This is a genomic window from Bradyrhizobium amphicarpaeae (genome assembly GCF_002266435.3).
GTDB lineage: Bacteria > Pseudomonadota > Alphaproteobacteria > Rhizobiales > Xanthobacteraceae > Bradyrhizobium > Bradyrhizobium amphicarpaeae.
The window spans coordinates 6091705-6117856 of record NZ_CP029426.2; the positions used below are offsets into that span (position 1 = coordinate 6091705).

The 26152-nt window shown below is 64.9% G+C and carries 29 protein-coding genes; 12 read left to right on the forward strand and 17 right to left on the reverse strand.

Annotated features, from left to right (window positions below; all coding sequences use genetic code 11):
* Positions 1–24 precede the first annotated feature (24 nt).
* The 3 genes from CIT40_RS28580 to CIT40_RS28590 all read left to right on the forward strand — a co-directional run bounded on the left by CIT40_RS28580 (position 25) and on the right by CIT40_RS28590 (position 840).
* A complete protein-coding gene (locus CIT40_RS28580) occupies positions 25–231 on the forward strand; it encodes a YdcH family protein (RefSeq protein WP_008546179.1) in 207 nt (68 codons plus the stop codon).
* Positions 232–346: 115 nt separating this feature from the next.
* Positions 347–565: a hypothetical protein gene (locus CIT40_RS28585; protein ID WP_094893419.1), complete on the forward strand. Its 219-nt coding sequence runs from the start codon at positions 347–349 to the stop codon at positions 563–565.
* Positions 566–588: 23 nt separating this feature from the next.
* Positions 589–840, forward strand: a complete 252-nt coding sequence (locus CIT40_RS28590) for a hypothetical protein (protein ID WP_094893418.1) — start codon at positions 589–591, stop codon at positions 838–840.
* On the opposite strand, the gene CIT40_RS28595 is transcribed toward CIT40_RS28590, so the two are convergent.
* Complete coding sequence (locus tag CIT40_RS28595) at positions 837–1562, reverse strand: GGDEF domain-containing protein (RefSeq protein ID WP_162307722.1); 726 nt, start codon at positions 1560–1562, stop codon at positions 837–839. The genes CIT40_RS28590 and CIT40_RS28595 overlap by 4 nt on opposite strands.
* 141 nt (positions 1563–1703) lie before the next feature.
* Between CIT40_RS28595 and purE the strand changes: the two genes are divergently transcribed.
* Positions 1704–2192: a 5-(carboxyamino)imidazole ribonucleotide mutase gene (gene purE, locus CIT40_RS28600; protein WP_094893416.1), complete on the forward strand. Its 489-nt coding sequence runs from the start codon at positions 1704–1706 to the stop codon at positions 2190–2192.
* Entirely contained in the window at positions 2189–3295 is a 1107-nt protein-coding gene (locus CIT40_RS28605; RefSeq protein ID WP_094893415.1) for a 5-(carboxyamino)imidazole ribonucleotide synthase, read from the forward strand. The genes purE and CIT40_RS28605 overlap by 4 nt, the downstream gene beginning before the upstream one ends.
* A gap of 45 nt (positions 3296–3340) precedes the next feature.
* On the opposite strand, the gene aqpZ is transcribed toward CIT40_RS28605, so the two are convergent.
* The gene (gene aqpZ / locus CIT40_RS28610; protein WP_094893414.1) at positions 3341–4063 is read right to left on the reverse strand and encodes an aquaporin Z; all 723 of its coding nucleotides are present in this window, start codon (positions 4061–4063) and stop codon (positions 3341–3343) included.
* 262 nt (positions 4064–4325) lie between these two features.
* On the opposite strand from aqpZ, the gene rpsU reads away from it, so the two are divergent.
* A complete protein-coding gene (rpsU, locus tag CIT40_RS28615) occupies positions 4326–4622 on the forward strand; it encodes a 30S ribosomal protein S21 (RefSeq protein WP_014492442.1) in 297 nt (98 codons plus the stop codon).
* A 274-nt stretch (positions 4623–4896) separates the two neighbouring features.
* Complete coding sequence (locus tag CIT40_RS28620) at positions 4897–5544, forward strand: tetratricopeptide repeat protein (protein WP_094893413.1); 648 nt, start codon at positions 4897–4899, stop codon at positions 5542–5544.
* A 25-nt stretch (positions 5545–5569) separates the two neighbouring features.
* Here CIT40_RS28620 and CIT40_RS28625 read toward each other — a convergent pair whose 3' ends face one another.
* The 12 genes from CIT40_RS28625 to CIT40_RS28680 form a co-directional block, all read right to left on the reverse strand.
* The gene (locus CIT40_RS28625) at positions 5570–6559 is read right to left on the reverse strand and encodes a hypothetical protein (RefSeq protein ID WP_094893412.1); all 990 of its coding nucleotides are present in this window, start codon (positions 6557–6559) and stop codon (positions 5570–5572) included.
* 104 nt (positions 6560–6663) lie between these two features.
* On the reverse strand, positions 6664–6948 hold the full coding sequence (locus tag CIT40_RS28630; RefSeq protein ID WP_094893411.1) for a cupin domain-containing protein: 285 nt from the start codon (positions 6946–6948) through the stop codon (positions 6664–6666).
* A 27-nt stretch (positions 6949–6975) separates the two neighbouring features.
* On the reverse strand, positions 6976–8073 hold the full coding sequence (locus CIT40_RS28635) for a calcium:cation antiporter (protein ID WP_094893555.1): 1098 nt from the start codon (positions 8071–8073) through the stop codon (positions 6976–6978).
* A gap of 50 nt (positions 8074–8123) precedes the next feature.
* Positions 8124–9602 carry a sodium:proton antiporter gene (locus CIT40_RS28640; protein WP_094893410.1) on the reverse strand — a complete coding sequence of 493 codons (1479 nt, stop codon included), beginning with the start codon at positions 9600–9602 and terminating at the stop codon, positions 8124–8126.
* Positions 9556–10353: an alpha/beta hydrolase gene (locus CIT40_RS28645; RefSeq protein WP_094893553.1), complete on the reverse strand. Its 798-nt coding sequence runs from the start codon at positions 10351–10353 to the stop codon at positions 9556–9558. Before CIT40_RS28645 ends, CIT40_RS28640 begins: the two co-directional genes overlap by 47 nt.
* A 211-nt stretch (positions 10354–10564) precedes the next feature.
* Positions 10565–11962, reverse strand: a complete 1398-nt coding sequence (locus CIT40_RS28650; protein ID WP_094893409.1) for an NAD(P)(+) transhydrogenase (Re/Si-specific) subunit beta — start codon at positions 11960–11962, stop codon at positions 10565–10567.
* Between the two features lie 42 nt (positions 11963–12004).
* Positions 12005–12322, reverse strand: coding sequence for a proton-translocating transhydrogenase family protein (locus tag CIT40_RS28655; RefSeq protein WP_018453812.1), 318 nt, complete (start codon positions 12320–12322; stop codon positions 12005–12007).
* Between the two features lie 22 nt (positions 12323–12344).
* Positions 12345–13475 (reverse strand): Re/Si-specific NAD(P)(+) transhydrogenase subunit alpha, encoded by a 1131-nt coding sequence (locus CIT40_RS28660; RefSeq protein ID WP_094893408.1) that lies wholly within the window; start codon positions 13473–13475, stop codon positions 12345–12347.
* Positions 13476–13614: 139 nt separating this feature from the next.
* The gene (locus CIT40_RS28665) at positions 13615–13767 is read right to left on the reverse strand and encodes an aa3-type cytochrome c oxidase subunit IV (protein ID WP_035998674.1); all 153 of its coding nucleotides are present in this window, start codon (positions 13765–13767) and stop codon (positions 13615–13617) included.
* 97 nt (positions 13768–13864) lie between these two features.
* Positions 13865–14260: a type II toxin-antitoxin system death-on-curing family toxin gene (locus CIT40_RS28670; RefSeq protein ID WP_094893407.1), complete on the reverse strand. Its 396-nt coding sequence runs from the start codon at positions 14258–14260 to the stop codon at positions 13865–13867.
* Between the two features lie 12 nt (positions 14261–14272).
* Positions 14273–14497: an AbrB/MazE/SpoVT family DNA-binding domain-containing protein gene (locus tag CIT40_RS28675; protein WP_018641564.1), complete on the reverse strand. Its 225-nt coding sequence runs from the start codon at positions 14495–14497 to the stop codon at positions 14273–14275.
* A 91-nt stretch (positions 14498–14588) separates the two neighbouring features.
* A complete protein-coding gene (locus CIT40_RS28680; protein WP_094893406.1) occupies positions 14589–16496 on the reverse strand; it encodes a M3 family oligoendopeptidase in 1908 nt (635 codons plus the stop codon).
* A gap of 127 nt (positions 16497–16623) precedes the next feature.
* Between CIT40_RS28680 and CIT40_RS28685 the strand changes: the two genes are divergently transcribed.
* From CIT40_RS28685 to mepK, 3 genes are all read left to right on the forward strand, one after another.
* Positions 16624–18120: a sigma-54-dependent transcriptional regulator gene (locus CIT40_RS28685; protein ID WP_094893405.1), complete on the forward strand. Its 1497-nt coding sequence runs from the start codon at positions 16624–16626 to the stop codon at positions 18118–18120.
* Between the two features lie 347 nt (positions 18121–18467).
* Complete coding sequence (locus CIT40_RS28690; protein WP_094893404.1) at positions 18468–20672, forward strand: L,D-transpeptidase family protein; 2205 nt, start codon at positions 18468–18470, stop codon at positions 20670–20672.
* Between the two features lie 269 nt (positions 20673–20941).
* The gene (gene mepK / locus CIT40_RS28695; protein WP_094893403.1) at positions 20942–22561 is read left to right on the forward strand and encodes a peptidoglycan L,D-endopeptidase MepK; all 1620 of its coding nucleotides are present in this window, start codon (positions 20942–20944) and stop codon (positions 22559–22561) included.
* A 48-nt stretch (positions 22562–22609) separates the two neighbouring features.
* Here mepK and CIT40_RS28700 read toward each other — a convergent pair whose 3' ends face one another.
* From CIT40_RS28700 to CIT40_RS28710, 3 genes are all read right to left on the reverse strand, one after another.
* Positions 22610–23035, reverse strand: a complete 426-nt coding sequence (locus CIT40_RS28700; RefSeq protein WP_094893402.1) for a hypothetical protein — start codon at positions 23033–23035, stop codon at positions 22610–22612.
* Between the two features lie 103 nt (positions 23036–23138).
* Positions 23139–23411: a DUF2312 domain-containing protein gene (locus CIT40_RS28705; protein WP_014492426.1), complete on the reverse strand. Its 273-nt coding sequence runs from the start codon at positions 23409–23411 to the stop codon at positions 23139–23141.
* 194 nt (positions 23412–23605) lie between these two features.
* The gene (locus tag CIT40_RS28710) at positions 23606–23917 is read right to left on the reverse strand and encodes a DUF1244 domain-containing protein (RefSeq protein WP_094893401.1); all 312 of its coding nucleotides are present in this window, start codon (positions 23915–23917) and stop codon (positions 23606–23608) included.
* Positions 23918–24083: 166 nt separating this feature from the next.
* Between CIT40_RS28710 and CIT40_RS28715 the strand changes: the two genes are divergently transcribed.
* The gene (locus CIT40_RS28715; protein ID WP_094893400.1) at positions 24084–24683 is read left to right on the forward strand and encodes a DUF1036 domain-containing protein; all 600 of its coding nucleotides are present in this window, start codon (positions 24084–24086) and stop codon (positions 24681–24683) included.
* Positions 24680–26116, forward strand: a complete 1437-nt coding sequence (gene pyk, locus CIT40_RS28720) for a pyruvate kinase (protein ID WP_094893399.1) — start codon at positions 24680–24682, stop codon at positions 26114–26116. The genes CIT40_RS28715 and pyk overlap by 4 nt, the downstream gene beginning before the upstream one ends.
* The last annotated feature ends 36 nt before the right edge of the window (positions 26117–26152 follow it).

The window sequence follows — 26152 nt, forward strand, 5'->3', positions numbered from 1 at the left end:
TATCGGTTTTCGGCCACCGCAGACATGACCAATGAAGACGAGCGTGAGCTCGAAGCCGAGCTCACCCGGTTGCAGCAGGAACACCGAGATCTCGATGCGGCGATCGATGCACTGCATCAATCGCCTGCCCCCGACCTGTTGCGGCTGCAGCGGTTGAAGAAGCGCAAGCTGTTGTTACGAGACCGCATCGCGTTCATCGAAGACCAGATTACCCCCGACATCATCGCCTGATCCGCAGACCTGTGCGCGGCCAAGCCACGGTGGCTCGAATCCGCTTGACTCGAAAAGAACAAAATAAGAACATCTGATCGCCAACGCCGCTCCCGGAACGCACGAGGAAACGCAGATGTCGACAGCCGCCCTTCTCGACAACAGCCACTATGAACAGGCCTGCGATCAGGCGATCGCGATGTGCGACGGCAATCTGCGCAGCACCATCAAGGCGCTGATCATGGCCAACGAATATCTGGAGGCCGAGCTGGAGGAATTGCAGGCGGCGATTTCCGCCGGCTGCATTCCGGACACCTCGCACAGCAAGATGCGGAGCAAGAGCAGCGCCGCCTGAACCGTCAGCTATCGGAGCCGACCATGCCCGACGTCACCTACTACGTTGCATTGCCCTTCCTGACCGACGAGGACGGATCGCCGGTGGCAGGCGCGGCCGAGGAATGTCAGACATCGGCCGCCGCCCTGCGTCGTGCGGAAATGCTGGCGCACGGCGCCGGCCATATCGGCGCCGTCGCCTTCAGCCGCAGTGGCGATCCCCTGACCGGCGAGTTTGGCGACGCAAAATTGCTGCGGAAATTCGGTACCGTCCCCCCGGATCTCAGCGCGCTCTAGCTGCCGACCAGCCTGATCCGCGGCTCGTGCCGCCGCTGCGCCTTGCGCACATACATGGCGGCATCCGCCTCCTCGAGGGCGCGGCCCGGGTCGGACTGCGCTCCCAGCAGCGCGACACCGGCGGAGGCGCCCGCGGTCACGTGCTGGCCGCGAAAGACAAAGGACAATTCATCGACCGCCTGCTCGAAGGCGACCGCCTTCGCCTTGGCGTCGGTCCCGCTAAGATTCCACAGCAGCAGCGCGAACTCGTCGCCCCCGAGCCTGCCGACCACGTCGGAGGCACGGACCTGCCGCGTCAGCGTGGCGGCAATCGCCTTGAGCACCTCGTCGCCGGCGCCATGCCCGAACGAATCGTTGATCGGCTTCAACCGATCGACGTCGAGCACGATCAGCGCCCCGCTGGCGCGGTAGCGCTTCATGTAGGCGATGGCGCGCGCCAGCTCGCGCTCGAAGCCGCGCCGGTTCGGAATCTCGAGCAGGAAATCGGTGTCGGCCGCGGCTTCCAGTTCCGCAACCCGCCGCTGGGCCTCCTTGAGCTTGGTCCGCAAGCCCCGGATCGTCGCCGTGACGGTATCCTTGGCTCCATCATAGCCCGACGCGCCGCGCCGCGGCGGCTTCGCCGGACGCTTGGTCGGCCGCCTGGGGGCGGCTTTGGATCGGGCGACGCTGGTCTTCCGGCCCTTTTTGGCCTTCGCAGCGCTCGCCCTTGTTGGTTTCTTCATGGGCATCCTGCTCAATGAAGGCTTGCGGGGATTCACCAAGACAGGATAGTGGATTCCCTTCTCCTTGCCACCGCCTTGCGAGCCGCCGGCCGGAACCGTTAATCTGGCCTATCTTTCTGTTTTTCGGGCACAATTGACGTCATGACCGCGCCGATCGCCATCATCATGGGAAGCCAGTCGGACTGGGACACGATGCGGCATGCCGCCGATACGCTGGCAGCCCTCGGCATTGCCGCCGATTCCCGCATCGTTTCGGCCCACCGCACCCCCGACCGCCTGTTTGCTTTCGCCAAGGGGGCCAAGGCCGCAGGATTCAAGGTCATCATCGCCGGTGCCGGTGGCGCTGCACACCTGCCCGGCATGGCGGCGGCGCTGACCGAGCTTCCGGTGTTCGGCGTTCCCGTCGAATCCAAGACGCTCAAGGGCCTCGATTCGCTCTATTCGATCGTCCAGATGCCCGCCGGCATTCCAGTCGGCACCCTCGCCATCGGCAAGGCCGGCGCGATCAACGCCGCGCTGCTGGCGGCGTCCGTCCTGGCGTTGTCCGACTCCGCCCTCTCCGATCGTCTCGCCGCCTGGCGCAAGGCGCAGACCGAGGCGGTCGCCGAGCGCCCGGAGGACAAGGCGTGACCGACACCAGGCAGGTGAGGCTGAAGCCCGGTGACACCATCGGAATCCTCGGCGGCGGACAATTGGGCCGGATGCTGGCCATGGCTGCGGCGCGGCTCGGCCTGCGCTGCCAGGTGTTCTCGCCGGATCCGGACTCGCCGGCCTTCGACGTCGTCTTGAACGCGACCTGCGCCGAATATGCCGATGTCGAAGCGCTCGAACTGTTCGCCAACGACGTCGACGTCATCACCTATGAATTCGAGAACGTGCCATCGGCCGCCGCGATGGTGCTGGACGCGCGTCGACCCGTGCTGCCCAACCGCAAGATCCTCGAGACCACACAGGACCGGCTCGCCGAGAAAGATTTCGTGACGCGGCTCGGCATTGGCACCGCGGCCTATGCCGACGTCACCTCCGTGTCCTCGCTCCGCGAGGCGATCGCCAGGATCGGCCTTCCGGCCGTGCTCAAGACCCGCCGCTTCGGTTATGACGGCAAGGGCCAGGCCATCATCCGCGAGGGCGACGACATCGCCAAGGTGTGGACCAGCCTCGCCACCAAATCCGCGATCCTGGAAGCCTTCGTGCCCTACGAGCGCGAGATTTCGGTGATCGCGGCGCGCTCGGCCACGGGCCAGGTCGAGTGTTTCGACGTCACCGAGAACGAGCATCGCGACCACATTCTGAAGATATCCCGTGCGCCCGCCCGGATCCCCGACGCGCTCGCCGAGGAAGCCCGCAGCATCGCCGGCAAGATCGCGAGCGCGCTGGAGTATGTCGGCGTGCTCGCTGTCGAGATGTTCGTGCTCGCCAACGGCACCGGCCCGAAGGTGCTGGTCAACGAGATCGCCCCGCGCGTGCATAATTCCGGGCACTGGACGCTCGACGGCGCGTCGGTCTCGCAGTTCGAGCAGCACATCCGCGCCATCGCCGGCTGGCCGCTCGGCAAGCCCGTGCGCCACGGCGAAATCGTCACCATGACCAATCTGATCGGCGACGAGATCAACGATTACGAGAAGTGGCTGAGCGTGCCGGGCGCGACCGTGCACATTTACGGCAAGGGTGCGCCGCGCCCCGGCCGGAAGATGGGCCACGTCACCGAAGTGCTTCCCACCACAGGCAAGTAACGGGACCGCAGCAATCGCTGCGATCCCGCTTCGTTTCAAAATGCCTTAGGCCGTCTTCATGCCCGCGACGACGCCTGCAGGTTCCTCGCTGAGCCAGCGATAGATCACTCCACCCAGCGCGCCGCCGATCAGCGGTGCGACCCAGAACAGCCAGAGCTGGGCCGTCGCCCAGCCGCCGACGAACAGCGCAGGGCCCGTGCTGCGCGCCGGGTTCACCGAGGTGTTGGTCACGGGGATGCTGACGAGATGGATCATCACCAGCGCGAGCCCGATCGCGAGCGGCGCGAAGCCTGCGGGCGCGCGGCCATGGGTAGCGCCCATGATGATGAACAGGAACATCATGGTCATCACCACTTCGGTGAGGAAGCACGTGATCATGCTGTACTGGCCCGGCGAATGCGCATCATAGCCGTTGGATGCGAAGCCCTTGCCGACGTCGAAGCCGGGAGCGCCGCTGGCGATGATATAGAGCAACTCGGCGGCGACGATCGCACCGCAGACCTGCGCGATCACGTAAGGCAGGATCTGCCCCGCCGGAAAACGCCCGCCGGCGGCAAGGCCGACCGTGACGGCCGGATTGAGATGGCAGCCGGAGATATGGCCAATCGCATAGGCCATGGTGACCACGCTCAGTCCGAATGCGAGGGAGACACCGACCAGACCGATTCCGACCTGCGGGAAACCCGCAGCGATCACCGCGCTTCCGCAGCCTGCGAAGGTAAGCCAAAAGGTGCCGATGGCCTCAGCGGCGTATTTCTTCATGTCCATGTGGCGTCTCCCCTGATTTTCTGGCTTTCGGAGTAAAGCGTCCGGATCGACCCGTCATTGGCGCCAAACCACCCAAATCGGGGCCGAACAGTGGTACTTTGACCCATTTAATGGCTGAACTTGGCCCGAAAGCCCGCTTGGCCGGTGGACATCCCGGGATTTGTCTGATACATCCGCGCCCTCAAGGTTAAGGGCATGCGCGTTTTCGCCATCCCCTTCGACTTACCAGAATTCAAATCCGATCCATTGAAGAGGATGCCGCGTGCAGGTTCTCGTTCGCGATAACAATGTCGACCAAGCCCTCAAGGCGCTGAAGAAGAAGATGCAGCGCGAGGGAATTTTCCGCGAGATGAAGCTCCGCGGTCATTACGAGAAGCCCTCCGAGAAGAAGGCCCGCGAAAAGGCCGAAGCCGTGCGCCGCGCGCGCAAGCTGGCCCGCAAGAAGCTGCAGCGCGAAGGCCTGCTGCCGATGAAGCCCAAGCCGGTGTTCGGCGCAGGTCCCGGCGGTGATCGCGGCGGTCGTAGCGGCCCGGGTGCAGGTCCGCGCGGACCGCGCTGATTTACCGTCTCTTGAAAGACTTTCTGTTTTCGATGACGCGGGCCTCTGGCCCGCGTTATTGTTTGTGCGCGGAGCCTTTCCGGGTCGGGCACCACGGATGCGGCACGCCAGCGCGATGAGATTTGGATTGAACGTCGTCGCGCTTTGGTTTGTTGTTCGAGCATGATCTCTACGCAAACGCGTTCCGCGTTTGTCGCGAGGGAAAACCGCTGCATGCTTTTCGCCAACGCGGCCCTTCGGGTCCGGATCATGCTCTAGCGCGAGCGAACCGTAGATGGCCTTCCCCTTCCCCCAGCGCGGCTTGGCGCGGCTACGCCAGATCTGGCAGCCGCTCGCGCTGGCGTTGATGGGGATTACGCTCTGCGGCTGTTCTTTCGATTTGGGATCGCTGACGCCGGAGAAAGACAAGCCCCAGGAAGCCCCCAAGGCGGCCGCGCCCGCCGAGAGCGCCGTGAGCGCGGGCAACGTCGCCGAAGCCCAGGCCCACACCGCCAAAGCCCAATCCTTGGCGAAGTCAGGCGAGACCGCCGCCGCGCTCGACGAGTTCAATCGTGCGGTCGGGCTCGATCCCTACAATGCGCAGGCGTTGTATGGCCGTGCCCTGATCTACCAGGGCAACAATCAGCACGATTTCGCGGTCGCAGATTTCAGCGCTGCGAGCGGGCTCAACCCGCAGAAGGTCGAGCCGCTGCTCGGCCGCGCCATTAGCTATCTCGCGCTCGGCAAGGTCAAGGAGGCCACGGCCGATCTGGATGAGGCCTCCGAGGCCGATCCGCACAACGCGCAGGTCTGGACCACGCGCGGACAGGCCTATGAGCGGCTGGGCGACAGAGCCAAGGCGGCGGCGTCCTACACCAGGGCTGTCTCGCTTCGCCCACGCGACGACGCCGCGCGAAGCGGCCTCGCCCGCGTCGGCGGCTGAAGGTTCTGGCGGCGTAGGCGCCGTCTTAATCGGGGGTGGCGCCCTTCGGCAGGACCGAGTGGAACATCGACTTCATGCCCGACAGCATCTCGTCGGCGACATTGGTCTTCTTGGGCCGCGGAATGAAGCCACCGGCGTCGGCGCGCAGATCGAGCGGGGGCGCGATCACCGGGACGGGAATGTCAGCCGGCGGCGTCATTCGATTCGGATCATCGTTGCCGACCGAGGCCGTGTAGGGCGGATTGGCCGGCGAGGAGCCGTCCTTGTCATAGGCGTCCGGCAACGGCGTCGATACCGTGATCGGCGGCGGCAGCGGACGGACCGTAGCCGGCTCCATGCTGATCACCCGCGGGGCCTCCGGCGTGCGGGCGGCTTCACGCACGGCAGGCTCGGTCGGCCTCTCGGCTGGCTTGGTCTCGGACGCCCTGACCTCGGCAGGCTTGGCTTCGGCAGACTTGGCTTCGGCAGGCTTGGCTTCGAACGGTCTGGTCTCGGCGGACCTGCTCTCCGACGACTTGCCCTCAGGAGACTTGCCCTCAGGAGACTTGCGCAGACGCTCGATCGCGGCACGCACGAGGTCGTTGGCGTCGGCGGTCGGAGCCGCAGCAGCCGGCGCCGAATTGGCCTCTACCACCGGAGCGGGGGTGCCAGCAGCCGGGGCTGACTTGGCCGCCGCCTTCTCGCGCGCCGACGGCTTGCCACGCGGGCTGGCCTCGGCCGGGGCCCCATCAGCAGACTTGTGCTCGACGGACGGCCGATCGGAAGCCTTTTCAGCCGCCGGCTTGTCGGTCACGCTCTTCTCGGGAATGCCTTTGGCCTTGACGCCGGGCGCTGGGAGATTGGCGACATCGGCGGGCTTGCCGTTCTTGCCGGCCTCGGCAGGGGCGACGACGGCCGCAGGGGCATCAGCCGCCGGCCTGGCGTTGATGTAGTGGTTGACGATGTACGCCCCGATGATCGTCGCGAGCACCGAGGGGAAAACATCCATCGAAATTTTAGCGAGGTATTTCAGCATTCCGGCCACTCCCCGCGCGATCAGATGCGGGAACTTTAGGGCATTGTAAGGGATCAACTGCGACGGATCGATGGCAAGTTGCAACTCCGGACTCAAGGCCGGACTTACGGCTTCAGCTCGATCTCAAGGAACACGATCTCGGTTGAGGTTTCGTTAAGTACGTCATGTTGGACGCCGGCCTTGCGGAAATAGGATTTCCCGGCGACCAGCTGCGCCTTGGACCGCTCGCCGCCGGGCGCGACGATGGTCATTTCACCCGCGACCACGGGAACAATCACATAGTCCATGCCGTGGGTGTGATGGCCGGTGGCGCCACCGGGCGGAAGGCGCCATTCCGTCACCCGGACCTCCTCGTTGTCGACCTGAACCTCGGACTTGGCGGCAAGCATCTGGAACCTCTCCTGGGACGTAGCGCTTCAGGGCACGAAAACCATGAACACGTAGACGGCAAATACCACCATATGGACCAGCCCGAACAGGACGTTGGTCCTGCCCGTGCCGAAGGTCAGCATGCTCAGGAAGAAGGTCAGCAGCAAAAGCACGCTGCCCTGGGAACTGAGACCGAGCGTGAGCTCCTTGTCGAGCGCGTAGGTAGCGACCCCGACGGCCGGGATGGTCAATCCGATGGTCGCCAATGACGACCCCAAGGCGAGGTTGATGCTCTTCTGGAGGTCGTTCTTGCGGGCCGCCGCGACGGCCGCGACGCCTTCCGGCATCAGGATCAGAAGCGCGACCAGAAGGCCGGCAAAGGCCGGTGGCGCACCGATCTTGGCCGCGACGGCGTCCACCACCAGTGAGAATTTCTTGGCGAGCAGCACCACGGCCAGCAGCGCAACCAGCAGCAGCACCACGCTGACCGCCAGCATCCGGCCCGACAGATGCGTCTCGCCGCTCCCCCCGTCCCCCCGTTCATGGACGAAGTAATCCTTGTGCAGGACGGTCTGGGTGTAGAGAAACACCCCGTACAGCGCCAGCGTGACTACGTCGACGAAGCCGAGCTGAAGCGCCGAATAGGCCGGCCCCGGCGTGGTGGTCGTGTAATTCGGCATGATCAGCGTGATCGTCGCGAGCGCGAACAGGACGCTGAGATAAACGTTGGCCCCGGAAAGCTGAAAGCCCTGCTCGCGATAGCGCAGGCCGCCGATGAAGATGCAGAGCCCGACGAGACCGTTGCAGACGATCATGACCACGGCGAACACGGTGTCGCGCGCAAGTTCCGGGGCGGGCTTGTCGCCCAGCATGATTGTTGTGATCAGCGCCACCTCGATGACGGTCACCGAGAGCGTCAGCACCAGCGTGCCATAGGGCTCACCGACCCGCTCGGCGATCACTTCGGCATGATGAACCGCGGCAAACACCGTGCCGAACAGGATGACCAGGAGGACGATGGCGAAGACGAGCCCGCCGAGCGACAGCGTGAAGACGTAACCGGTCGCGCTGACGGCTGTGAACAACAGCACGGCAAGCGCCGGAAAGATCCAGGCCGACCTGGGCATCGGATTATACGCGCTCATCTGCCGGCTCCAATCGCTGAAGACGAGCAGTAGCAAATCGGCCGGCAGATTCAATGCCAGCGCAGGATCGGCGCGACCGGCAGCAGCGTCAGCAACATGAACAGCGGGATCAGCACCGCGCCGGCTCGCAAGAGATAGCCGAAGAAGCTCGGCATCTCGATGCCGTTCTCGCTTGCGATGCTGCTGACCATGAAGTTCGGCGCATTGCCGATATAGGTGAGCGCTCCCATGTAGACGGCGCCCATCGAGATCGACGCGAGCGTGCCCGACAGCTGATGCATCAGCGTCTGCGGATCGCCGCCGGCAAGCTCGAAGAACAAGAGATAAGTCGGCGCATTGTCGAGAAACGCCGACATCAGGCCGGTGAACCAGAAATAGGCGACCTCGCGCGGCGCGCCGTCCGGTGCCGTCACGGCCGACAACAGCCAGGCGAAGGCACCGTGATGGCCCGCATTGAGCATGGCAATGACCGGGATGATGGCGACAAAAATGCCCGCGAACAGTTTCGCGACCTCGCGGATCGGCTCCCAGGTGAAGCCGTTGGCCTCCCTGTGCTCGTCCGGTGTCAGCCACACCGACAGCGCCGCGATGGAAAGCAGCGCCAGATTGCGGGCGATGTCTTCGAGCTCCAGCTTCGTTCCGAGAATGTCGAAGGCAACAGCGGGCTTCCACATCGCCGAGGCCAGCAGGCTCGCGACGATGGCTGCGATCAGCACGAGGTTGACGAGACCGCGGATGCGGACGGGGGCCGCAGGACCGGGGTCGCCGAGTGCAGGCTCGCTGCGGAAGCGCCAAAGGTCGACAACGATGAAGATCGCGAGCAGCAATCCGGCAACGATCGCGGTCTGCAACCAGATGGTCCGCGTGGTCCAGAAGAAGTCGACGCCGTGCAGGAAACCGACGAACAGCGGGGGATCGCCGAGCGGGCTCAGCGCGCCGCCGACATTGGCGACAAGAATGATGAAGAAGATGATGACATGAGCGTTGTAACGCCGGGGCCGGTTGGCGCGGATCAGCGGGCGGACCAGGATCATCGCGGCACCCGTGGTGCCGACGACGCTCGCCATCAAGGTGCCGAGCGCGAGGATGCCGGCATTCGTCGCCGGCGTGGCCTTGATGTCGCCCGTGATCAGGATGCCACCGGCCACGACATAGAGCGCGAACAGCAGCACGATGAAGCCGAGATATTCGGCAAGCATGGCATGGACCAACGCCGCCAGCGTCGCCATGCCTCCGGCAAAGATGACGAGCGAGGTCAGCGCCAGCAGCGACCAGGCAGCAACGATCTTGCCGTAATGATGGTGCCAGACCTTCGCAAACAGCAGTGGTCCGAGCGCGATCGACAGCAACAGGCCGGCAAAGGGGAGTGCATAGGGCCAGCGCATCGCCGCACCATCGAGGCCGGTTGCGGCCCATGCCTGCTGCGGCAACAATGCGAGGATGGCGGCAAGGGATATGCCCCAGAGCCGGGCGACGAGCTGTTTAGGATCCAATGAATTGCCTTGCTGTTTCGATCGCACCGAACGCATCGAGATTGTCGTGTCCGCCACCCGCAAAGCGAACGAATTGCTTCGGTTCATGCGCGAGCGCGAACAGACGCTCTCCGAACACGATCGAAATGGCAAGGTCATTGGTGCCATGCATGACCAATAGCGGCACAGTGACGCGCGCGATCCGCTCGTCGGAAGGGAACGGATCGCGCATCAAGAGGCGCACCGGCACGAACCAGAACGACGAAGATGCAATGTCGGCCGTCGACGTATAGGGGGCCTCCAGGACGAGCTTTCCAACACGCTGTTCCGAGGCAAGCGCGACCGCCACGCCGGTCCCGAGCGAGAAGCCCCAGGCGACGATTCGTTCTGCCGTGTAGCGGGCCGTGGTGAAGGCATAGGCCGCGGCGGCATCGCGCAGCAGCCCCTCCTCGCTCGGCGCGCCGCTCGAGCCGGCATAGCCGCGGTAGGACAGCGCGACCAGGCCGGTGCCATCAGCCGTCATCGCCTTGAAGCGGCTGACACCGCCGGCTAGAAAATCGCCATTGCCCGGGAAATACAGGATCACGGGACGACCGGGCCTCGCCGGCACGTGCCAGACGATGATCTTCTCGCCATCCGAGGTGGTCAGGATATGCTCCTCCGCCTCGGGGCAATCTGCCGCCTTAGGCAGGGTCCGCTTGGCGGTCGGTATCGGAAACAGCATCTCGCGCTGCCGGGCGTAGAGCACGACGAGCCCGGCAAGATAGACGGTCGCAAGCAGGATGGCGGTCCATTTGGCGATGGTGATCATGGCGCGGCCCGCCCCCGGTTCAGGCTCAGGGCTTGCGACGGCTCCGCAGCAATTTCATGACGTCGGGCCGGAGGCTCGCCGGTACGTCGCGGCAACCGCACGCCGCCTTGTGGGCGGCATGCCATGCGACGCGCGCGTCGCCTTGAGCGGCATGCGATGAGACCGGTGCCATTCCTCGTTGATGGCCACGGTCGGTTGGCTTCGTGCGCTACATCGCCTTGACGATGTTCTCGGTGACCTTCTTGGCGTCGCCGAGCAGCATCATGGTGTTGTCGCGGTAGAACAAGGGATTGTCGATACCGGCATAGCCCGAGGCCAGCGAGCGCTTGATGAACATCACGGTGCCGGCCTTCCAGACCTGCAGCACCGGCATGCCGTAGATCGGCGAGGTCTTGTCTTCCTCGGCGGCAGGGTTGGTGACGTCGTTGGCGCCGATCACGAAGGCGATGTCGGCCTGAGCGAACTCGGAGTTGATGTCCTCGAGCTCGAACACCTCGTCATAGGGAACGTTGGCTTCGGCCAGCAGCACGTTCATGTGGCCGGGCATGCGGCCGGCGACCGGGTGGATGGCGTACTTCACCTCGACGCCTTCCTTCTTCAGGATGTCGCCCATCTCGCGCAGCGCGTGCTGCGCCTGCGCCACCGCCATGCCGTAGCCGGGCACGATGATGACCTTCTGGGCATTCTTCATGATGAAGGCAGCATCATCCGCCGAGCCGAGCTTGGCGGGCTTCTGCTCGCCGCCGCCACCGCCGGCCGCCGCGGTCTCGCCGCCGAAGCCGCCGAGGATGACCGAGATGAAGGACCGGTTCATCGCGTGGCACATGATGTAGGACAGGATCGCGCCGGACGATCCGACCAGCGCGCCGGTGATGATCAGCGCGGAATTGCCGAGCGTGAAGCCGATGCCGGCCGCAGCCCAGCCGGAATAGGAGTTCAGCATCGAGATCACGACCGGCATGTCGGCGCCGCCGATCGGGATGATCATGAGTACGCCGAGCGCCAGCGCGATGATGACGATCAGCCAGAAGTCGAGCGCGCTGCCCGACATCACCAGCCCGACGATGAAGACGACGAGCGCGATCGCCAGCGCGATGTTGATGATGTGGCGGAACGGCAGGATGATCGGCGCGCCGCTCATGCGCGCGGACAGCTTCAGAAACGCGATCACGGACCCGGTGAAGGTCAGCGCGCCGATGGCGACGCCGAGCGACATCTCGACCAGGCTCTGCGGATGGATGTTGCCGGGTGAGCCGATGTCGAAGGCTTCGGGCGCATAGAAGGCGCCGGCGGCGACCAGCACCGCGGCCATGCCGACCAGCGAGTGGAACGCGGCGACCAGTTCGGGCATCGAGGTCATCGGCACGCGGCGCGCGATGACCGCGCCGACCGAGCCACCAATCGCGATGCCGAGAATGACCAGCACCCAGGCGAGACCATCGGCCGGCGGATGGCTTGCCAGCGTGGTGGCGACCGCGATCGCCATGCCGATCATGCCGAAGAAATTACCCTGGCGCGACGTCGCCGGGCTGGACAACCCGCGCAGCGACAGGATGAACAGCACACCCGCCACAAGATAAAGAACTGCTGCCAGATTGGCGTTCATCTCAGGTCCCCTTTGTCTTCGTCACCCCGAGGTGCACGCCGGTCACTTTACCTTCTTCTTGTACATCGCCAGCATGCGCTGGGTGACAAGGAAGCCGCCGAAGATGTTCACGCAGGCGAAGATCAGCGCGATGAAGCCGAAGCCACGCGCCCATCCTGAACCGCTCGAGATCATACCGACGCCGACGGCGAGCAGCGCGCCGACCACGATCACCGAGGAGATCGCGTTGGTTACGCTCATCAGCGGGGTATGCAGTGCCGGGGTCACCGACCACACCACGAAATAGCCGACAAAGACGGCGAGGACGAAGATCGACAGCCGGAAGACGAAGGGGTCGACGACCTGTGCAACATGCTCCATGGTGATGTCTCCTTACGCCCGATTAAGATGACTTGGGCTGGAAGTTCGGGTGGATCACGGCGCCGTCTTTCGTGAGCGCGGTCGCCTTGACGAGTTCATCGTCCCAGTTCACCGCGAGCTTCTTCTCTTTCTTGTCGACCATGGTCTCGATGAAGGAGAACAGGTTGCGCGCGTAGAGGCTCGACGCCGAGGCCGCGACGCGGCCGGCGACATTGGTGTAGCCGACGATCTTGATGCCATCGAGGTCGACGACCTCGCCCGGCCTGGCGCCCTCGACATTGCCGCCACGCTCGACGGCGAGATCGACCAGCACCGAACCCGGCTTCATCGACCTGACCATTTCGGCGCTGACGAGCTTCGGCGCGGGCCGGCCCGGAATCAGCGCGGTGGTGATGACGATGTCCTGCTTCTTGATGTGCTCGGCGGTGAGCGCGGCCTGCTTGGCCTGGTATTCCTTGGACATTTCCTTGGCGTAGCCGCCGGCGGTCTGCGCGTTCTTGAATTCCTCGTCCTCGACGGCGAGGAATTTCGCGCCAAGCGATTCGACCTGCTCCTTGGTCGCGGGCCGCACGTCGGTCGCGGTCACGATGGCGCCGAGGCGGCGCGCGGTCGCGATCGCCTGGAGGCCGGCGACGCCGACGCCCATCACGAACACTTTTGCGGCGGGCACGGTGCCGGCGGCGGTCATCATCATCGGGAAGGCGCGGCCGAACGCCTCGGCGCCTTCGATCACGGCGCGGTAGCCGGCGAGGTTCGCCTGCGAGGACAGCACGTCCATCACCTGCGCGCGGGTGATGCGCGGCATCAACTCCATCGCGAAGGCGGAGACGCCGGCATCGGCGATCGTCTTCAGCGCGGCCTCGTTGCCGTAGGGATCCATGATCGCGATGACGAGCGCACCGCGCTTGTATTGCGCGAGCTCGGAGGCTTCAGGGCGCTTCACCTTGATGATGATGTCGGCATCCTTCAGCGCATCTGCGCTGACGGTGGCGCCGACGGCCGTGAATTCGGAATCCGGAAGACCCGACTTCAGGCCGGCGCCCGGCTCGACGGCGATCTCGGCGCCCAACGCCTTGAACTTCTTCACCGTATCAGGCGAAGCGGCAACGCGCGGCTCCGACGGATCGATTTCCTTGGCAACGGCGATCTTCATAGGTCCTCCGGCGACGCGGACAAAACGCGCACGCGAACTTAGCGTTACTCCCGCAACGTTTCGATACCGGTTTTGGAGCCGGCTTGTATGCAAATTCTATGAGCAGCCGCCGGCGCTGGCAGATGCAACCGTCGATGGATCAGGTCAGGAAGACCGCCATCAGGATCACGATGAGCGCGACCGAGACCGTGCCGTACTTCACCAGCTTGATGAAGCCCTCATAGGTCTGCTCGTGGGCAACGTAGTCGTTGCCGTCGGCGGTGGTGTACGCCACTTCGCTATGGTCAGCCATGGAATGTCCCCAGTCGAAAGTCGAATTCTTGGGCTGGGATACCCGAAACCTTCGAGCAGGGCAACGGCACGAACGCGCGGTTTTCCCGCAAATCGGCTCATTTGGAAACCCAATTGTCGCGGATCCAGCGCGTTAGGCTCTCCTCGCTGACTTCGCCGGCGGCGAGCGAGAGGATGATCGTTGTCGCTTCCGCAGGATCGGGACTGAAGGCCACACCGTTCTTGTGGAGGAAGACCATCATCGCCATGAAGGCGATGCGCTTGTTTCCATCGACGAATGCATGGTTTTTCGCGAGGCCGAATGCGTAGGCGGCGGCGAGTTCATCGATCGGCGCCTGCTCGTACCGCCATTTGTTGATCGGCCGCTCCAGCGCCGAGCGCAACATCCCCTCGTCGCGCAATCCCGGCGCCCCGCCAAAACGGCGAAGTTGCCGGCCATGAATTGCGACGGCCTGCTCGTAGGTGATCCAGAGCGGCTCCTGAAGATCGCTCATGAGCGCCGCCGGCTATTTTGCAAGCGCGGCGAGCGTGTCGCGATACTTGTCCATCACCTCGTCGGCGATTTCCATCGTCCGCTCGAAGTCGGGGTCGTAAGGCAACAGCTGAAAACCACCGCCGGGTAATTCCACGATGTGCAATTGCTGCCCGCGCTTGAGATCGAGCCGCTGCATCAATTCACGAGGCAGCAGTAATCCGTCGGAATTGCCGATCTTCTTGATCTCGATCTTCATGGGCTCGGCTCCAGCGCGTTATACATCTGTATAACATCGCTGAAGATACAGTTCAACGGATGTTTTATATGCGCTTCAAGTAGCTGCCCCCTCAGCCCATCGCCTCCAACTCGTCGATCATGCCGGCAATGACCGAGAGCCCGCCATCCCAGAACTTCGGGTCCTTGGCATCGAGCCCGAACGGGCGCAGCAACTCGGAATAATGCTTGGTGCCGCCGGCGGCGAGCATGTGGAGATAGCGCTCGGCAAACCCCTCGGCCGCGTTCTCGTAGACCGCGTAGAGCGAGTTCACGAGGCAATCGCCGAAGGCATAGGCGTAGACGTAGAACGGCGAATGGATGAAGTGCGGAATGTACATCCAGTAGTTCTCATAGCCCGCCTTGATCTCGATCGCCGGCCCCAGGCTTTCGCCTTGCACCGAAAGCCAGATCTCGCCGAGCCGCGTCGCGGTGAGCTCGCCGTTCTTGCGCTCGGTGTGGACCGCGCGCTCGAACGAATAGAACGCGATCTGCCGCACCACGGTGTTGATCATGTCCTCGACCTTGCCGGCGAGCAGCGCCTGGCGCTGCTTTGCGCTCCTGGTCTGCGTCAGCAGCCGCCGGAAGGTCAGCATCTCTCCGAACACGCTCGCGGTCTCGGCCAGCGTCAGCGGCGTCGGCGCCATCAGCGCACCGTTCTTGGCTGCCAGCACCTGATGCACGCCATGACCGAGTTCGTGGGCGAGCGTCATCACGTCGCGCGGCTTGCCCTGGTAGTTCATCAGCACATAGGGGTGCGCCGACGGGGTGGTCGGATGCGAGAAGGCGCCCGGCGCCTTGCCCGGCCGCACCGGCGCGTCGATCCAGCGATCGGTGAAGAAGCGCTCGGCGATGTCGGCCATGTCGGGCGAGAAGCCGCGATAGGCCGTCAGCACCATGTTGCGCGCGTCGGGCCAGCCGATGGTATCGGTCGCGGCAAAGGGCAGCGGCGCGTTGCGATCCCAATAGGCCAGCCGCTTCTTGCCGAACCACTTCGCCTTCAGCGCATAATAGCGATGCGACAGCTTTGGATAGGCCGCCCGCACGGAGGCGACCAGCGCATCCACCACCTCGCGCTCGACGCGGTTGTTCAGATGCCGGGAATCCGCGACGTCCTTGAACCCGCGCCAGCGGTCGGAGATGTCCTTGTCCTTGGCGAGCGTGTTGGTGATCAGGGCAAAGGTGCGCTCATTGGCCTTGAAGGTCTTTGCCAGCGCTTCGGCCGCGCTCCTGCGCTTGGCACCGTCGCGATCCTGCAGCAGATTGAGCGTCGGTTCGATCGCGAGCTCCTTGGAGCCGACCTTGAAACGCAGACTGGAGATGGTCTGGTCGAACAGCCGGTTGAAGGCGGAATAGCCGGTCTGCGCCTTTTCCAGGAAAAGCTGCTCGAGCTTGTCGTCGAGCTGATACGGCTTCTCCTTGCGCAGATCCTCGATCCAGGGACGGTAATGCGCCAGCTCGGGGGCTTGCATCGCGCGGTTCAAAATATCGTCATCGATACGATTGAGCTCGAGCGCGAAGAACAGAAGATGCGTGGACGCCCCGGTCAGCCGCTCGGACACGTCGCCGTAAAACTTTGAAATCGCAGGGTCCACGCTGTCGCCGGCGTGGACGAGCCCGGCATAGGAACCGAGCCGGCCGGCAAGATCGTCGATTGCCTCATAGCGTCGCACGGCTCCCGCGAGCCATTTTCCGCCATCTTCGTTTGCTGTCCCTGTCGCCAGCTTGCCCTTGTAGTCGGTTTCGAACGCGACGCAGTCGGCATCCATCCTTTCGAGATCGCGCGCCACTTCCGGCGCATCGATCCCGGAATAGAGATCGGCGAGGTTCCACTCCGGAAGCTTGCCGGTCTTGCTCGCGGACTTAGCAAGCGACGTTTTGGAGGACTTCGTCTTGACGGCAGATTTCTTTGCAGCGGATTTCTTGGTGGCGGGCCTCTGGAGAGCGGGCTTTCTGAGAACTTTCTTTGAGCGCGAATTCATTGTGTGGGAAACCTGTGTTCAACAAGCGCGACGGCGGGCGGAGGCATCAAGGTTTAAGAGTGCGTTAATCGGCTTCGGCCAGAGTGCCCCGATTCGAGACAGATAGTAGTAGCGTGCGGGGAACACCATGGCTGCCAGTATTTTGATCGCCGACGACGATGCCGTGGCCCGGCGGCTGGTCGAGAACATGGTGCAGAAATGCGGCTATGAGACGGTCGTCGTGGACTCCGGTGACGCCGCGATCGCCGCCCTGACCGCCCCGGACGCGCCGGCCATCGACGCCGTCATCCTCGATCTCGTGATGCCCGGCCTCGACGGCATGGGCGTGCTGGCGAAAATCCGCGAAGCAGGACTCAGCATCCCCGTCATCGTGCAGACCGCCCATGGCGGCATCGACAACGTGATCTCGGCAATGCGCGCGGGCGCGGCCGATTTCGTGGTCAAGCCGGTCGGTGTGGAGCGGCTCCAGGTCTCCTTGCGCAACGCGCTCAACGCCTCGGCACTCAAGGGCGAATTGCAACGCATCCGGCACAGCCGCGAGGGCCGGCTGACATTCTCCGACATCATCACCCGCTCCGAAGCAATGGCAGGCGTGATGCGTGCCGCGCAGAAGGCGGCGAACTCGGCGATTCCCGTTCTGATCGAAGGCGATTCCGGCGTCGGCAAGGAGATGTTCGCGCGCGCCATCCATGGCAGCGGCGAGCGCAAGGCAAAGCCGTTCGTCGCGGTCAATTGCGGCGCGATTCCCGACAACCTCGTCGAGTCCATCCTGTTCGGCCACGAGAAGGGCGCTTTCACCGGCGCCACCGAGCGGCACATGGGCAAATTCGTCGAAGCCCACGGCGGCACGCTGTTTCTGGACGAGGTCAGCGAGCTGCCGCTGACCGCGCAGGTCAAGCTGCTGCGCGCGCTCCAGGAAGGCGCGGTCGAGGCGGTCGGCGGCCGTAAGCCCGTCAAGGTCGACGTCCGCATCGTCTCGGCAACCAATCGCCGGCTGCTGGAGCGGGTTAAACAGGGACACTTCCGGGAAGATCTGTTCTATCGCCTGCACGTGCTGCCGCTGACGATCCCCTCGCTCCGGGCCCGGCGCGAGGACATCCCGCATCTGCTCCGCCATTTCCTGGCGCGCTTCGCCGCCGAGGAGAACCGCGCGATCACCGGCATCAGCGGCGAGGCCATGGCGCACCTCGCCCAGCTCGACTGGCCCGGCAACATCCGCCAGCTCGAGAACGCGGTCTATCGTGCGGTGGTGATGAGCGAGGGCGACCAGCTCGGCCTCAGCGATTTCCCCCTGCTCGCCTCCCAACCGCATCCCGTCACCGAGATTCCGACCGCCCCGCTCATGCTCGAGCCGGCGGCGTCTCCGTCGGTGGTATCGGGTGGTGAAATACCCATTGCGCCGCTCTCTGCCGTGGGAACTCTCGCCATGCTGACTCCGACCGGCGACGTCCGCGCCCTGGACGACATGGAGAACGAGATCATCCGCTTCGCGATCTCGCATTATCGCGGCCAAATGTCCGAGGTGGCACGCCGCCTCAAAATCGGCCGGTCCACCCTTTACCGCAAACTCGACGAGGCCGGCGTTCCCGGACACGGCGGGAAAAGCGGCGAGGAGACGCACTGAACCTCATGCGAACGGAGGTTCTCAGGGCGAAGCGAGACCGGCTGTAAGCCGTTCGCATGACGACGGAATTCGACCGTGACTTGAACCGTGACTTGGAAGTGACAGACACAGGGAAAAGCGCGGGGGGCAGGCGCACAATCCGTTGCCAAGAGGCTCCCTTGAAGTCAGTTTGGCGTGAGTTGTCCCGGTTAGCGCTGGCTGCAAAACCGGGCCCTGTATATCGTCTGCGTAGGAATCGTTGCGTGCAGGCGTGCAACTTTCGAGAGGCCGGCGCCGTTTAGCCGAAGCTCAATAGGCGATAACAAAGCTGTTCCACGAGGGACAGTTCACCCGAGGGGTGCGACACAATGCGTGACTGTTTGAACCACCGTGCAGGCTTCGACCGTGTCTTGATGACGGTCGCGGCAACCTTCCTCACGGTGTCCGCCAGCTCGGCCCTGGCACAGGATCAGGCCCGCAGCAGCGCCGCCGAGCTCGCGATCGAAGCGGCGATCCCGCGCCCGGAGCCGGCCAACGTCCCGCCCCCGACCGCAGCCGACATCAAGCTCGACACCACCGCCACGGTCCAGGACTCCGCCAAGGAGCCGGCAAAGGAGCCCGTGAAGGCCGACGCCGCCCCGGCACCCGCCAAGGTCGAGACCAAACCGTCCGACGTCGCCACCACGCCCGCGCCCGAAGCGCCAAAGAGCGAAACGGCCAAGACAGAGCCTGCGAAGATCGAGCCTGCCAAGGCCGACACTGCGACGGCCTCGCCGGCTGCGCCCGCGGCACCCGCCACGGCTGCGGCTCCTGCCACTGAGCCCGTGAAGGCCGCGAGCAACGTTCCCGCCGCCGACCAGCCGGTCGCCGACAAGCTCAAGGACATCATCGGCGCCAAGACCTCGCGCCATTTCGACCGCAAGAACGAACGCGCCGCGATCGAGAAATTCTATGGCGCACGCGACTTCGCGCCGGTCTGGACCCAAGGCGGCAGCCTGACCGTCGCTGCCAAGGGCGTCATCGCGCGGCTGAAGGATGCCGCGTCCGACGGCCTCAATCCCGCCGATTATCCGGTGCCGGATTTCGCCAGCGCCACCACGCCCGATGCGCTGGCCGATGCCGAGCTCAAGCTCACCGCCAGCATGTTCGACTACGCCCGCCAGGCCCAGAGCGGCCGCATGCATTGGTCGCAGGTTTCTGGCGACATCCTCTATCCCGAGCATCCGGTCGACCCGAACGAGGTGCTCGCCAAGGTCACGACCGCGACGGATGCCTCCACTGCGCTCGACAGCTACAATCCGCCGCACAAGCTCTATAAGGAGCTGAAGGCCAAGCTCGCGGAGCTGCGCGGCCAGGGCAACGGCCCGGTGATCGAGATCGCCGACGGCCCGGCGCTGAAATACACCCCGGCCCGCAAGAAGCAGGCTGAAATCGTCGTGGAAGATCCGCGCGTGCCGCAGCTTCGCGCCAAGCTGGGCCTCACCGAGAACGCCGGCGACACCCGCTACGACGCAGCGGTCGCCGAAGCCGTGCGAAAATTCCAGAGCGGCGCAGAGATGAAGGCGACCGGCGTCCTCGACGACAAGACGGTCAAGGCGCTCAACACGCCCAAGCGCGACAAGCAGATCGACGTGGTGCTGGTGAACATGGAGCGCTGGCGCTGGTTGCCGCGCGATCTCGGCGCGCCCGCGCTAGGCGATGCCTATGTGATCCTCAACATTCCCGACTACACGCTGAAGGTGATGCAGCGCGGCCAGCAGGTCTGGACCACCCGCGTCGTCACCGGCAAGCCAGGCACGCATGCGACCCCGCTGCTGACCGAGACGATGAAGTACATCACGGTCAACCCGACCTGGAACGTGCCGCCGTCGATCGTCTACAACGAGTACCTGCCGGCGCTTCAGCAGGACCCGACCGTGCTCCAGCGCATGGGCCTCAAGCTCGAGCAGAACCGCGACGGCTCGGTGCACATCTCGCAGCCGCCCGGTGAAGCCAACGCGCTCGGCCGCATCCGCTTCAACTTCCCGAACAAGTTCCTGGTCTATCAGCACGACACGCCGGACAAGAACCTGTTCGCCAGGGACGAACGCGCCTTCAGCCATGGCTGCATGCGCGTGCAAAATCCGGATCAGTATGCCTCCGTGCTGCTGAACATCACCATGCCGAACGAGAAGTACACGCCCGAGCGCGTGCGCAGCATGTACGGCAAGAGCGAGATCGACCTGAAATTCCCGATTCCGGTCCCGGTCAACATCACCTATCAGACCGCCTTCGTGGACGACGCCGGCAAGCTGCAGTTCCGCAAAGACGTCTATGGCCGCGACGCGACCATGATCAACATCCTGAAGAACAACCGCGGCAAGGATCTCGAAGCCGTCGTTGCGCACTCGCAGCCGAGCTATTCGCGCCCGGCGACGACCCTGCCCTCTGGCGTGGCGGTTGCCAATAATGGCGGCGGCTTCGGCTCCTCCGGCCCGAACTTCTTCGAGCGGCTGTTCGGAGGCGGGGCCCCGACCACGCCGCCGGCTCCGGTCGGCCGCCGGCCTCAGCAGCAGCGGGTGTTCACCCGGTAAGCCTGCGCGGCCACAGTTTTCTGAATTCTACAACGAAATCAACGGCCCCGTCCCATGGATGGGGCCGTTTAACGTTAACCATTGTCCACCTCGCTCGGGGCAGCGGGCGTTTTTTTGCCACACTCACCCGGTTAGGTTTGTATTCTGACTTGGTTTGGGGGCGGGAAGGTCAACCTCGAATTAACCTTCTCGCTTTAAGAAAGCGTTCACCCTCTTTCGCGCGCTAACGGGGTTGGCGGAAGAGTCCATTTTGAACGCTGGTCGACTGGGTGGGCTCTCACGTGCTGACTGGTCTCGCACGCCGATTTACTGTGCTGTCGTTGTCCCATGCGGGAGTGAAGGCCGGATCCCGGATCGGCCTCGCTGCCGTATTGCTGCTTGCTGCCGCGGGTTCAGTCCATAACGCCGCCGCACTGAGCGAAACCAAGACGCTCTCCTTCCACCACACCCATTCCGGCGAAGACCTGACCGTCACCTTCAAGCGCGAGGGCCGCTACGACGAGGCGGCGCTGAAGCAGCTCAATCACTTCCTGCGCGACTGGCGCACCCAGGACGAGACGGTCATGGACCGTCACCTCTTCGACATCCTCTGGGACGTCTACCGCGACGTCGACGCCAAGCAGCCAATCCAGATCATCTCGTCCTACCGCTCCCCCGCCACCAACGCCATGCTCCGCCGCCGCTCCTCCGGGGTGGCGCGCGCCAGCCAGCACATGCTGGGACATGCGATGGACTTCTACATTCCTGGCGTGCCGCTGGAGCAGATCCGTTTCGCCGGCCTGCGTCTGCAGCGCGGCGGCGTCGGCTTCTATCCGACCTCCGGATCGCCCTTCGTGCATCTGGACACCGGCAGCATCCGGCACTGGCCGCGCATGACGCATGACCAGCTCGCCCGCGTGTTCCCGGACGGCAAGACGGTGCATCTGCCGACTGACGGCGTGCCGCTGAAGGGCTATGAGCTCGCCAAGGCCGAGATCGAGCGGCGCGGCAATGCCGACGATTCCGGCAGCAAGCCGAATTTCTTCGCCGCCTTGTTCAAGGGCAAGCCGGCCCCGGCCGCCAGCAGCGACGAGGATGACGAGGGCGCCCCGGCCGCCAAGCCGGCAGCCGCGCCGACCGTGGTCGCAGCCGCAGCCAGGCCCGCCGATCCGGTGCCGACGCCGCGCGCCAAGCCGCAATTTGCCGCCGCGATCCAGCTCGCGTCGGCCGACGTGCAGCTCGTCGCACCGCCCAAACCGAAGCCCGCGACCGCGGCCGACAAGCCGGCCCCCAAATCTGCCGACGGCAAGCCGGAAACCCCGGCCGACATCATCAATGCCCGCGGCTTCTGGGATGATGTCCCGGCCGCGCCGCAGCAGGCGACGCCGGCGCAGGTCGCTGCGCTGAGGGCCCGCCAGGCCCTTGCCGCCGCCACCGATCCGCAACCGACCGCGAGCGTATCCAACGCGGCCCTTCAGGCGCTGGCTTACGCGCCGGCCGCCTCCCCGGTCGACCGCGCCAATGTCGTCGCCGCCTCCGCGCCGATGCCGCGCTCCGCCCGTCCTGCGTCGCGCAGCATCGCTCAGGCCACCGAAATCAACACGGTGGTCGGGAAGAACGTCGACGGCGCGGTCGCGACCGCGACCCGCCTCTCCGCCGCCAAGAGCGAGAGCATCTGGCTCAAGGTCGTGATGCTGTCGCCGAGCGCCAGCCGCGCGATGTCGGTCACGCTGATGGGCGAGCTCGATACGGCTGCGCTGCGCGGCTATTTCGTCAAGCCGCAGGCCGTGATCGCGATGGGCTTTGCCGACGACCCCATGCACGGCCTGTCCTGCGACAGTTTTTCGGGCAGCGCGACCGCGAAGCTCCACACGACGTCGTTCGTCATGCGCACCGCCGCGCTGCGCTGAGGCGCCGAGCTCCCTCCGCGAATCCAGTCATCCGGGCTACAAGTGCGCCTATCGCGCTTTCCTGCTCCGCCGGTCCAGATGATACGTCAACGCCAGCGACAGGCAGACGGATAATTCTCTCTTCGGCAGCCTGCCCGCCACCGGCAACAACAGCGCCCGCGTCTGCCGGTACTCGAATTGATCGGGAAAGCGCTCGCGGAAGCTATCGACCAGCGTCGTCTGGCAATTGAACAGAATGGCGGCGTGGTCGGAATCTTTCAGGCGTCCGAGCCGGATCGTCGAACCGCTGCCGGTCTCGCCGGTCAGGTAAGCGGGCTCGCTCCATTTCAGCGTTTCGGTGAGCTTGCCGACCTGCTCGTCCGCCGCAGCGATCGCAAAGATCAGCGCGCGTACCTGCAGCAGCCGCTTGCCGATCGGCGCAGGGAAGGCGTCGAAGGCGCGACTGACCTCGCGCGGCAGCGGTGGCGCAGTCATTCGCGTCTCCGTTCACGGACGAAATGCAATACGCACGGCTTGGAGCCCGGATTTCGCTTGCGCTCCATCCGGGCTACGGCGGCGGTGTTTGAGGCAGGATGCCTCAGAGCATCCCCAACGCCTGCATGTAGGTCTCGAGAATCGTCTCGGCCTCGGCGCGCTCGTTGGGGTCCTGCTTGCGCATGCGCACGATGGTACGCAGCGCCTTGACGTCGTAGCCGTTGCCCTTGCTCTCGGCATAGACGTCGCGGATGTCGTCGGAGATCGCCTTCTTCTCTTCCTCCAGCCGCTCGATGCGCTCGATGATGGACTTGAGCTGGTCCTTGGCAAATTTCGTCGCGGGCTCGTCGTCGCGGACGGCGGCGGAGGTGGCCATCTAGGTACTCCCAATGGAACTGGCAAAACGAGGTGACGCCGGCATCCACCGCGCGTGCTGGCAAAACCCTTAGGGTTCGTCCCCCCCGGGTTCAAGCAAGCATCGCGCTCGTCCACAGCGCGCCCACACCTTCCTGCGGCGAGGCCGAGAAAGCTGTTGTGTGATGCGACTCAGGCGTGGCTTCGCAGGACCGCTCAGTGCTCGTGGCTGTGAGGGTGGACCTTCTTCATCGTCTCGAGCTGTTCGGGCGTGGCTGCGCCCTGGTATTTCGACTTCCAGGTCTCATAGGGCATGCCGTAGACGGCCTCCCGGCTCTCGTCCTTGCTCAAGGCGACGCCTTGCGCATCGGCGGCCTCCTTGAGCCAATTGGACAGGCAGTTGCGGCAAAAGCCCGCCAGATTCATGAGGTCGATGTTCTGGACGTCGGTCCGCGCCTTCAGATGTTCGACCAGATGCCGGAAGGCGGCCGCCTCGAGCTCCGTTCTGGTTTTGTCGTCGATTGCCATGGCGATATCCCTTGGGCTGCCCCGGTGCTGGTCACCCTTACGGGATCAGGTGGGTCCTGTCACAGATTTTGCCATATCCCGGCGCAAACGGACCCGAACCCGGCCTCGGGGCAGTTCCTCGTCCCCTACGCCAAATCGTCAATGATCTGATATAGCTTCCGCGACAATGATCGCCGAATCTCCCCGCTCCCCGCTTCGCCTGCTCGCCCGGTTGGTCCCGGTGCTGGTGGTCGCGTTGCTGTGCCTTTGCGCCACCCCGGCCTCCGCCGATTTCCGTCTCTGCAACAACACCTCAAGCCGGGTCGGCATTGCGCTCGGCTACAAGGACGCCGACGGCTGGACCACCGAAGGCTGGTGGAACATCTCGTCCCGCTCCTGCGAGACCCTGCTGCGGGGAACGTTGGTCGCCCGTTATTATTACATCTACGCCATCGACTATGACCGCGGCGGCGAATGGTCGGGGCAGGCTTTCATGTGCTCGCGCGACAAGGAGTTCACCATCCGCGGCACCGAGGATTGCCTCGCGCGCGGCTACGACCGGACCGGCTATTTCGAGGTCGACACCGGCGAGCAGCGGGCCTGGACGGTGCAGCTCACCGACGCCAACGAGCAGCCGTCGCAGCAGCAGCGTGTGCCCGGCCTGCCGGGTCCCGTTGGCCCTGGCGGCGGGGTTCCGGGTTTGCCCAATGGCCCGCCCGGTGGTACGCCCCCCGCCGCGCCTGGCCTCCCGCCAGCTCCCTCGCCACCGTCTGGAAATAAGCCATGAGGCGTCTTCGCCGTATCAAGATTCTCGCGACGCTCGGACCGGCCTCCTCAGACCTCGCGATGATCCGCCGCCTGTTCGAAGCCGGCGCCGACCTGTTCCGCATCAACATGAGCCACACCCCGCATGACAAGATGCGGGAGCTGGTGGCGACGATCCGCAACGTCGAGAGCAGCTATGGCCGGCCGATCGGCATCCTGGTCGACCTCCAGGGCCCTAAGCTCAGGTTAGGGGCCTTCGCCGAAGGCTCGGTGCAGCTGCAGAACGGCCAGACCTTCACACTCGATTCCGACAAGACGCCCGGCGATGCCAACCGGGTCAATCTTCCCCATCCGGAGATCCTGGCTGCGCTGCGACCCGGCCACGCGCTGCTGCTCGACGACGGCAAGGTGCGGCTGATCGCGGAAGATACCTCGAAAGAGCACGCCGTGACGCGCGTCGTGGTCGGCGGCCGGATGTCCGATCGCAAGGGCGTCAGCCTGCCCGATACGGACCTCGCGGTCTCGGCGATGACACCGAAGGATCGCGCCGACCTCGAGGCCGCACTGGTCACGGGCGTCGATTGGATCGCGCTGTCCTTCGTGCAGCGCGCCGACGACGTGATCGAAGCCAAGAAGATGATCCGCGGCCGCGCCGCGGTCATGGCCAAGATCGAGAAGCCGCAGGCAATCGACCGTCTTGCCGACATCCTCGAGGCCTCCGACGCGCTGATGGTGGCGCGCGGCGACCTCGGCGTCGAACTGCCGCTCGAGCGTGTGCCGAGCCTGCAGAAGCAGATGACGCGGATGGCGCGCCGTGCCGGCAAGCCGGTGGTGATCGCAACCCAGATGCTGGAATCGATGATCCAGTCGCCGGTGCCGACCCGCGCCGAAGTGTCCGACGTCGCCACGGCGGTCTATGAGGGCGCCGACGCCATCATGCTGTCGGCGGAATCGGCCGCCGGCAAATTCCCGGTCGAGGCGGTCTCGACCATGAACCGCATCGGCGAGGAGGTCGAGCGCGACCCGATTTATCGCTCCGTGCTCACCGCCCAGCGCCCCCCGCCGGAATCCACTGCGGGCGACGCCATTGCCGACGCCGCGCGGCAGATCGCCGAGACGCTCGACCTTCCGGCCCTGATCTGCTGGACCTCGTCGGGTTCGACCGCGGTGCGGGTGGCGCGCGAGCGGCCGAAGCCGCCGATCGTGGCGATCACGCCGAACATCACCGCCGGCCGCCGGCTCGCTGTGGTCTGGGGCGTGCATTGCGTGGTCGCGGAAGATGCGCGCGACCAGGACGACATGGTCAGCCGCGCCGGCCAGATCGCATTCCGGGACGGTTTCGTCCGCGCCGGCCAGCGCGTCATCATCGTCGCCGGCGTGCCGCTCGGCATCCCCGGCACCACCAACATGGTGCGCATCGCCTCGGTCGGCCCCGAGGGCGACGCCAACATGTAGGTCGGCCCAAGGCCCGCCAAACCAAAAAGTGGAAAA

Coding starts and splice junctions, on each gene's coding strand:
- CIT40_RS28665 (WP_035998674.1), bottom strand. CDS start 13,767: ATGGCTGACCATAGCGAAGTGGCGTACACCACCGCCGACGGCAACGAC.
- aqpZ (WP_094893414.1), bottom strand. CDS start 4,063: ATGGACATGAAGAAATACGCCGCTGAGGCCATCGGCACCTTTTGGCTT.
- CIT40_RS28715 (WP_094893400.1), top strand. CDS start 24,084: ATGATCGCCGAATCTCCCCGCTCCCCGCTTCGCCTGCTCGCCCGGTTG.
- CIT40_RS28680 (WP_094893406.1), bottom strand. CDS start 16,496: ATGAATTCGCGCTCAAAGAAAGTTCTCAGAAAGCCCGCTCTCCAGAGG.
- CIT40_RS28640 (WP_094893410.1), bottom strand. CDS start 9,602: ATGCGTTCGGTGCGATCGAAACAGCAAGGCAATTCATTGGATCCTAAA.
- purE (WP_094893416.1), top strand. CDS start 1,704: ATGACCGCGCCGATCGCCATCATCATGGGAAGCCAGTCGGACTGGGAC.
- CIT40_RS28580 (WP_008546179.1), top strand. CDS start 25: ATGACCAATGAAGACGAGCGTGAGCTCGAAGCCGAGCTCACCCGGTTG.
- CIT40_RS28625 (WP_094893412.1), bottom strand. CDS start 6,559: ATGCTGAAATACCTCGCTAAAATTTCGATGGATGTTTTCCCCTCGGTG.
- CIT40_RS28700 (WP_094893402.1), bottom strand. CDS start 23,035: ATGACTGCGCCACCGCTGCCGCGCGAGGTCAGTCGCGCCTTCGACGCC.
- CIT40_RS28635 (WP_094893555.1), bottom strand. CDS start 8,073: ATGAGCGCGTATAATCCGATGCCCAGGTCGGCCTGGATCTTTCCGGCG.
- CIT40_RS28585 (WP_094893419.1), top strand. CDS start 347: ATGTCGACAGCCGCCCTTCTCGACAACAGCCACTATGAACAGGCCTGC.
- CIT40_RS28705 (WP_014492426.1), bottom strand. CDS start 23,411: ATGGCCACCTCCGCCGCCGTCCGCGACGACGAGCCCGCGACGAAATTT.
- CIT40_RS28655 (WP_018453812.1), bottom strand. CDS start 12,322: ATGGAGCATGTTGCACAGGTCGTCGACCCCTTCGTCTTCCGGCTGTCG.
- pyk (WP_094893399.1), top strand. CDS start 24,680: ATGAGGCGTCTTCGCCGTATCAAGATTCTCGCGACGCTCGGACCGGCC.
- CIT40_RS28670 (WP_094893407.1), bottom strand. CDS start 14,260: ATGAGCGATCTTCAGGAGCCGCTCTGGATCACCTACGAGCAGGCCGTC.
- CIT40_RS28650 (WP_094893409.1), bottom strand. CDS start 11,962: ATGAACGCCAATCTGGCAGCAGTTCTTTATCTTGTGGCGGGTGTGCTG.
- CIT40_RS28630 (WP_094893411.1), bottom strand. CDS start 6,948: ATGCTTGCCGCCAAGTCCGAGGTTCAGGTCGACAACGAGGAGGTCCGG.
- CIT40_RS28595 (WP_162307722.1), bottom strand. CDS start 1,562: ATGAAGAAACCAACAAGGGCGAGCGCTGCGAAGGCCAAAAAGGGCCGG.
- CIT40_RS28660 (WP_094893408.1), bottom strand. CDS start 13,475: ATGAAGATCGCCGTTGCCAAGGAAATCGATCCGTCGGAGCCGCGCGTT.
- CIT40_RS28710 (WP_094893401.1), bottom strand. CDS start 23,917: ATGGCAATCGACGACAAAACCAGAACGGAGCTCGAGGCGGCCGCCTTC.
- CIT40_RS28690 (WP_094893404.1), top strand. CDS start 18,468: ATGCGTGACTGTTTGAACCACCGTGCAGGCTTCGACCGTGTCTTGATG.
- CIT40_RS28620 (WP_094893413.1), top strand. CDS start 4,897: ATGGCCTTCCCCTTCCCCCAGCGCGGCTTGGCGCGGCTACGCCAGATC.
- CIT40_RS28685 (WP_094893405.1), top strand. CDS start 16,624: ATGGCTGCCAGTATTTTGATCGCCGACGACGATGCCGTGGCCCGGCGG.
- CIT40_RS28590 (WP_094893418.1), top strand. CDS start 589: ATGCCCGACGTCACCTACTACGTTGCATTGCCCTTCCTGACCGACGAG.
- CIT40_RS28675 (WP_018641564.1), bottom strand. CDS start 14,497: ATGAAGATCGAGATCAAGAAGATCGGCAATTCCGACGGATTACTGCTG.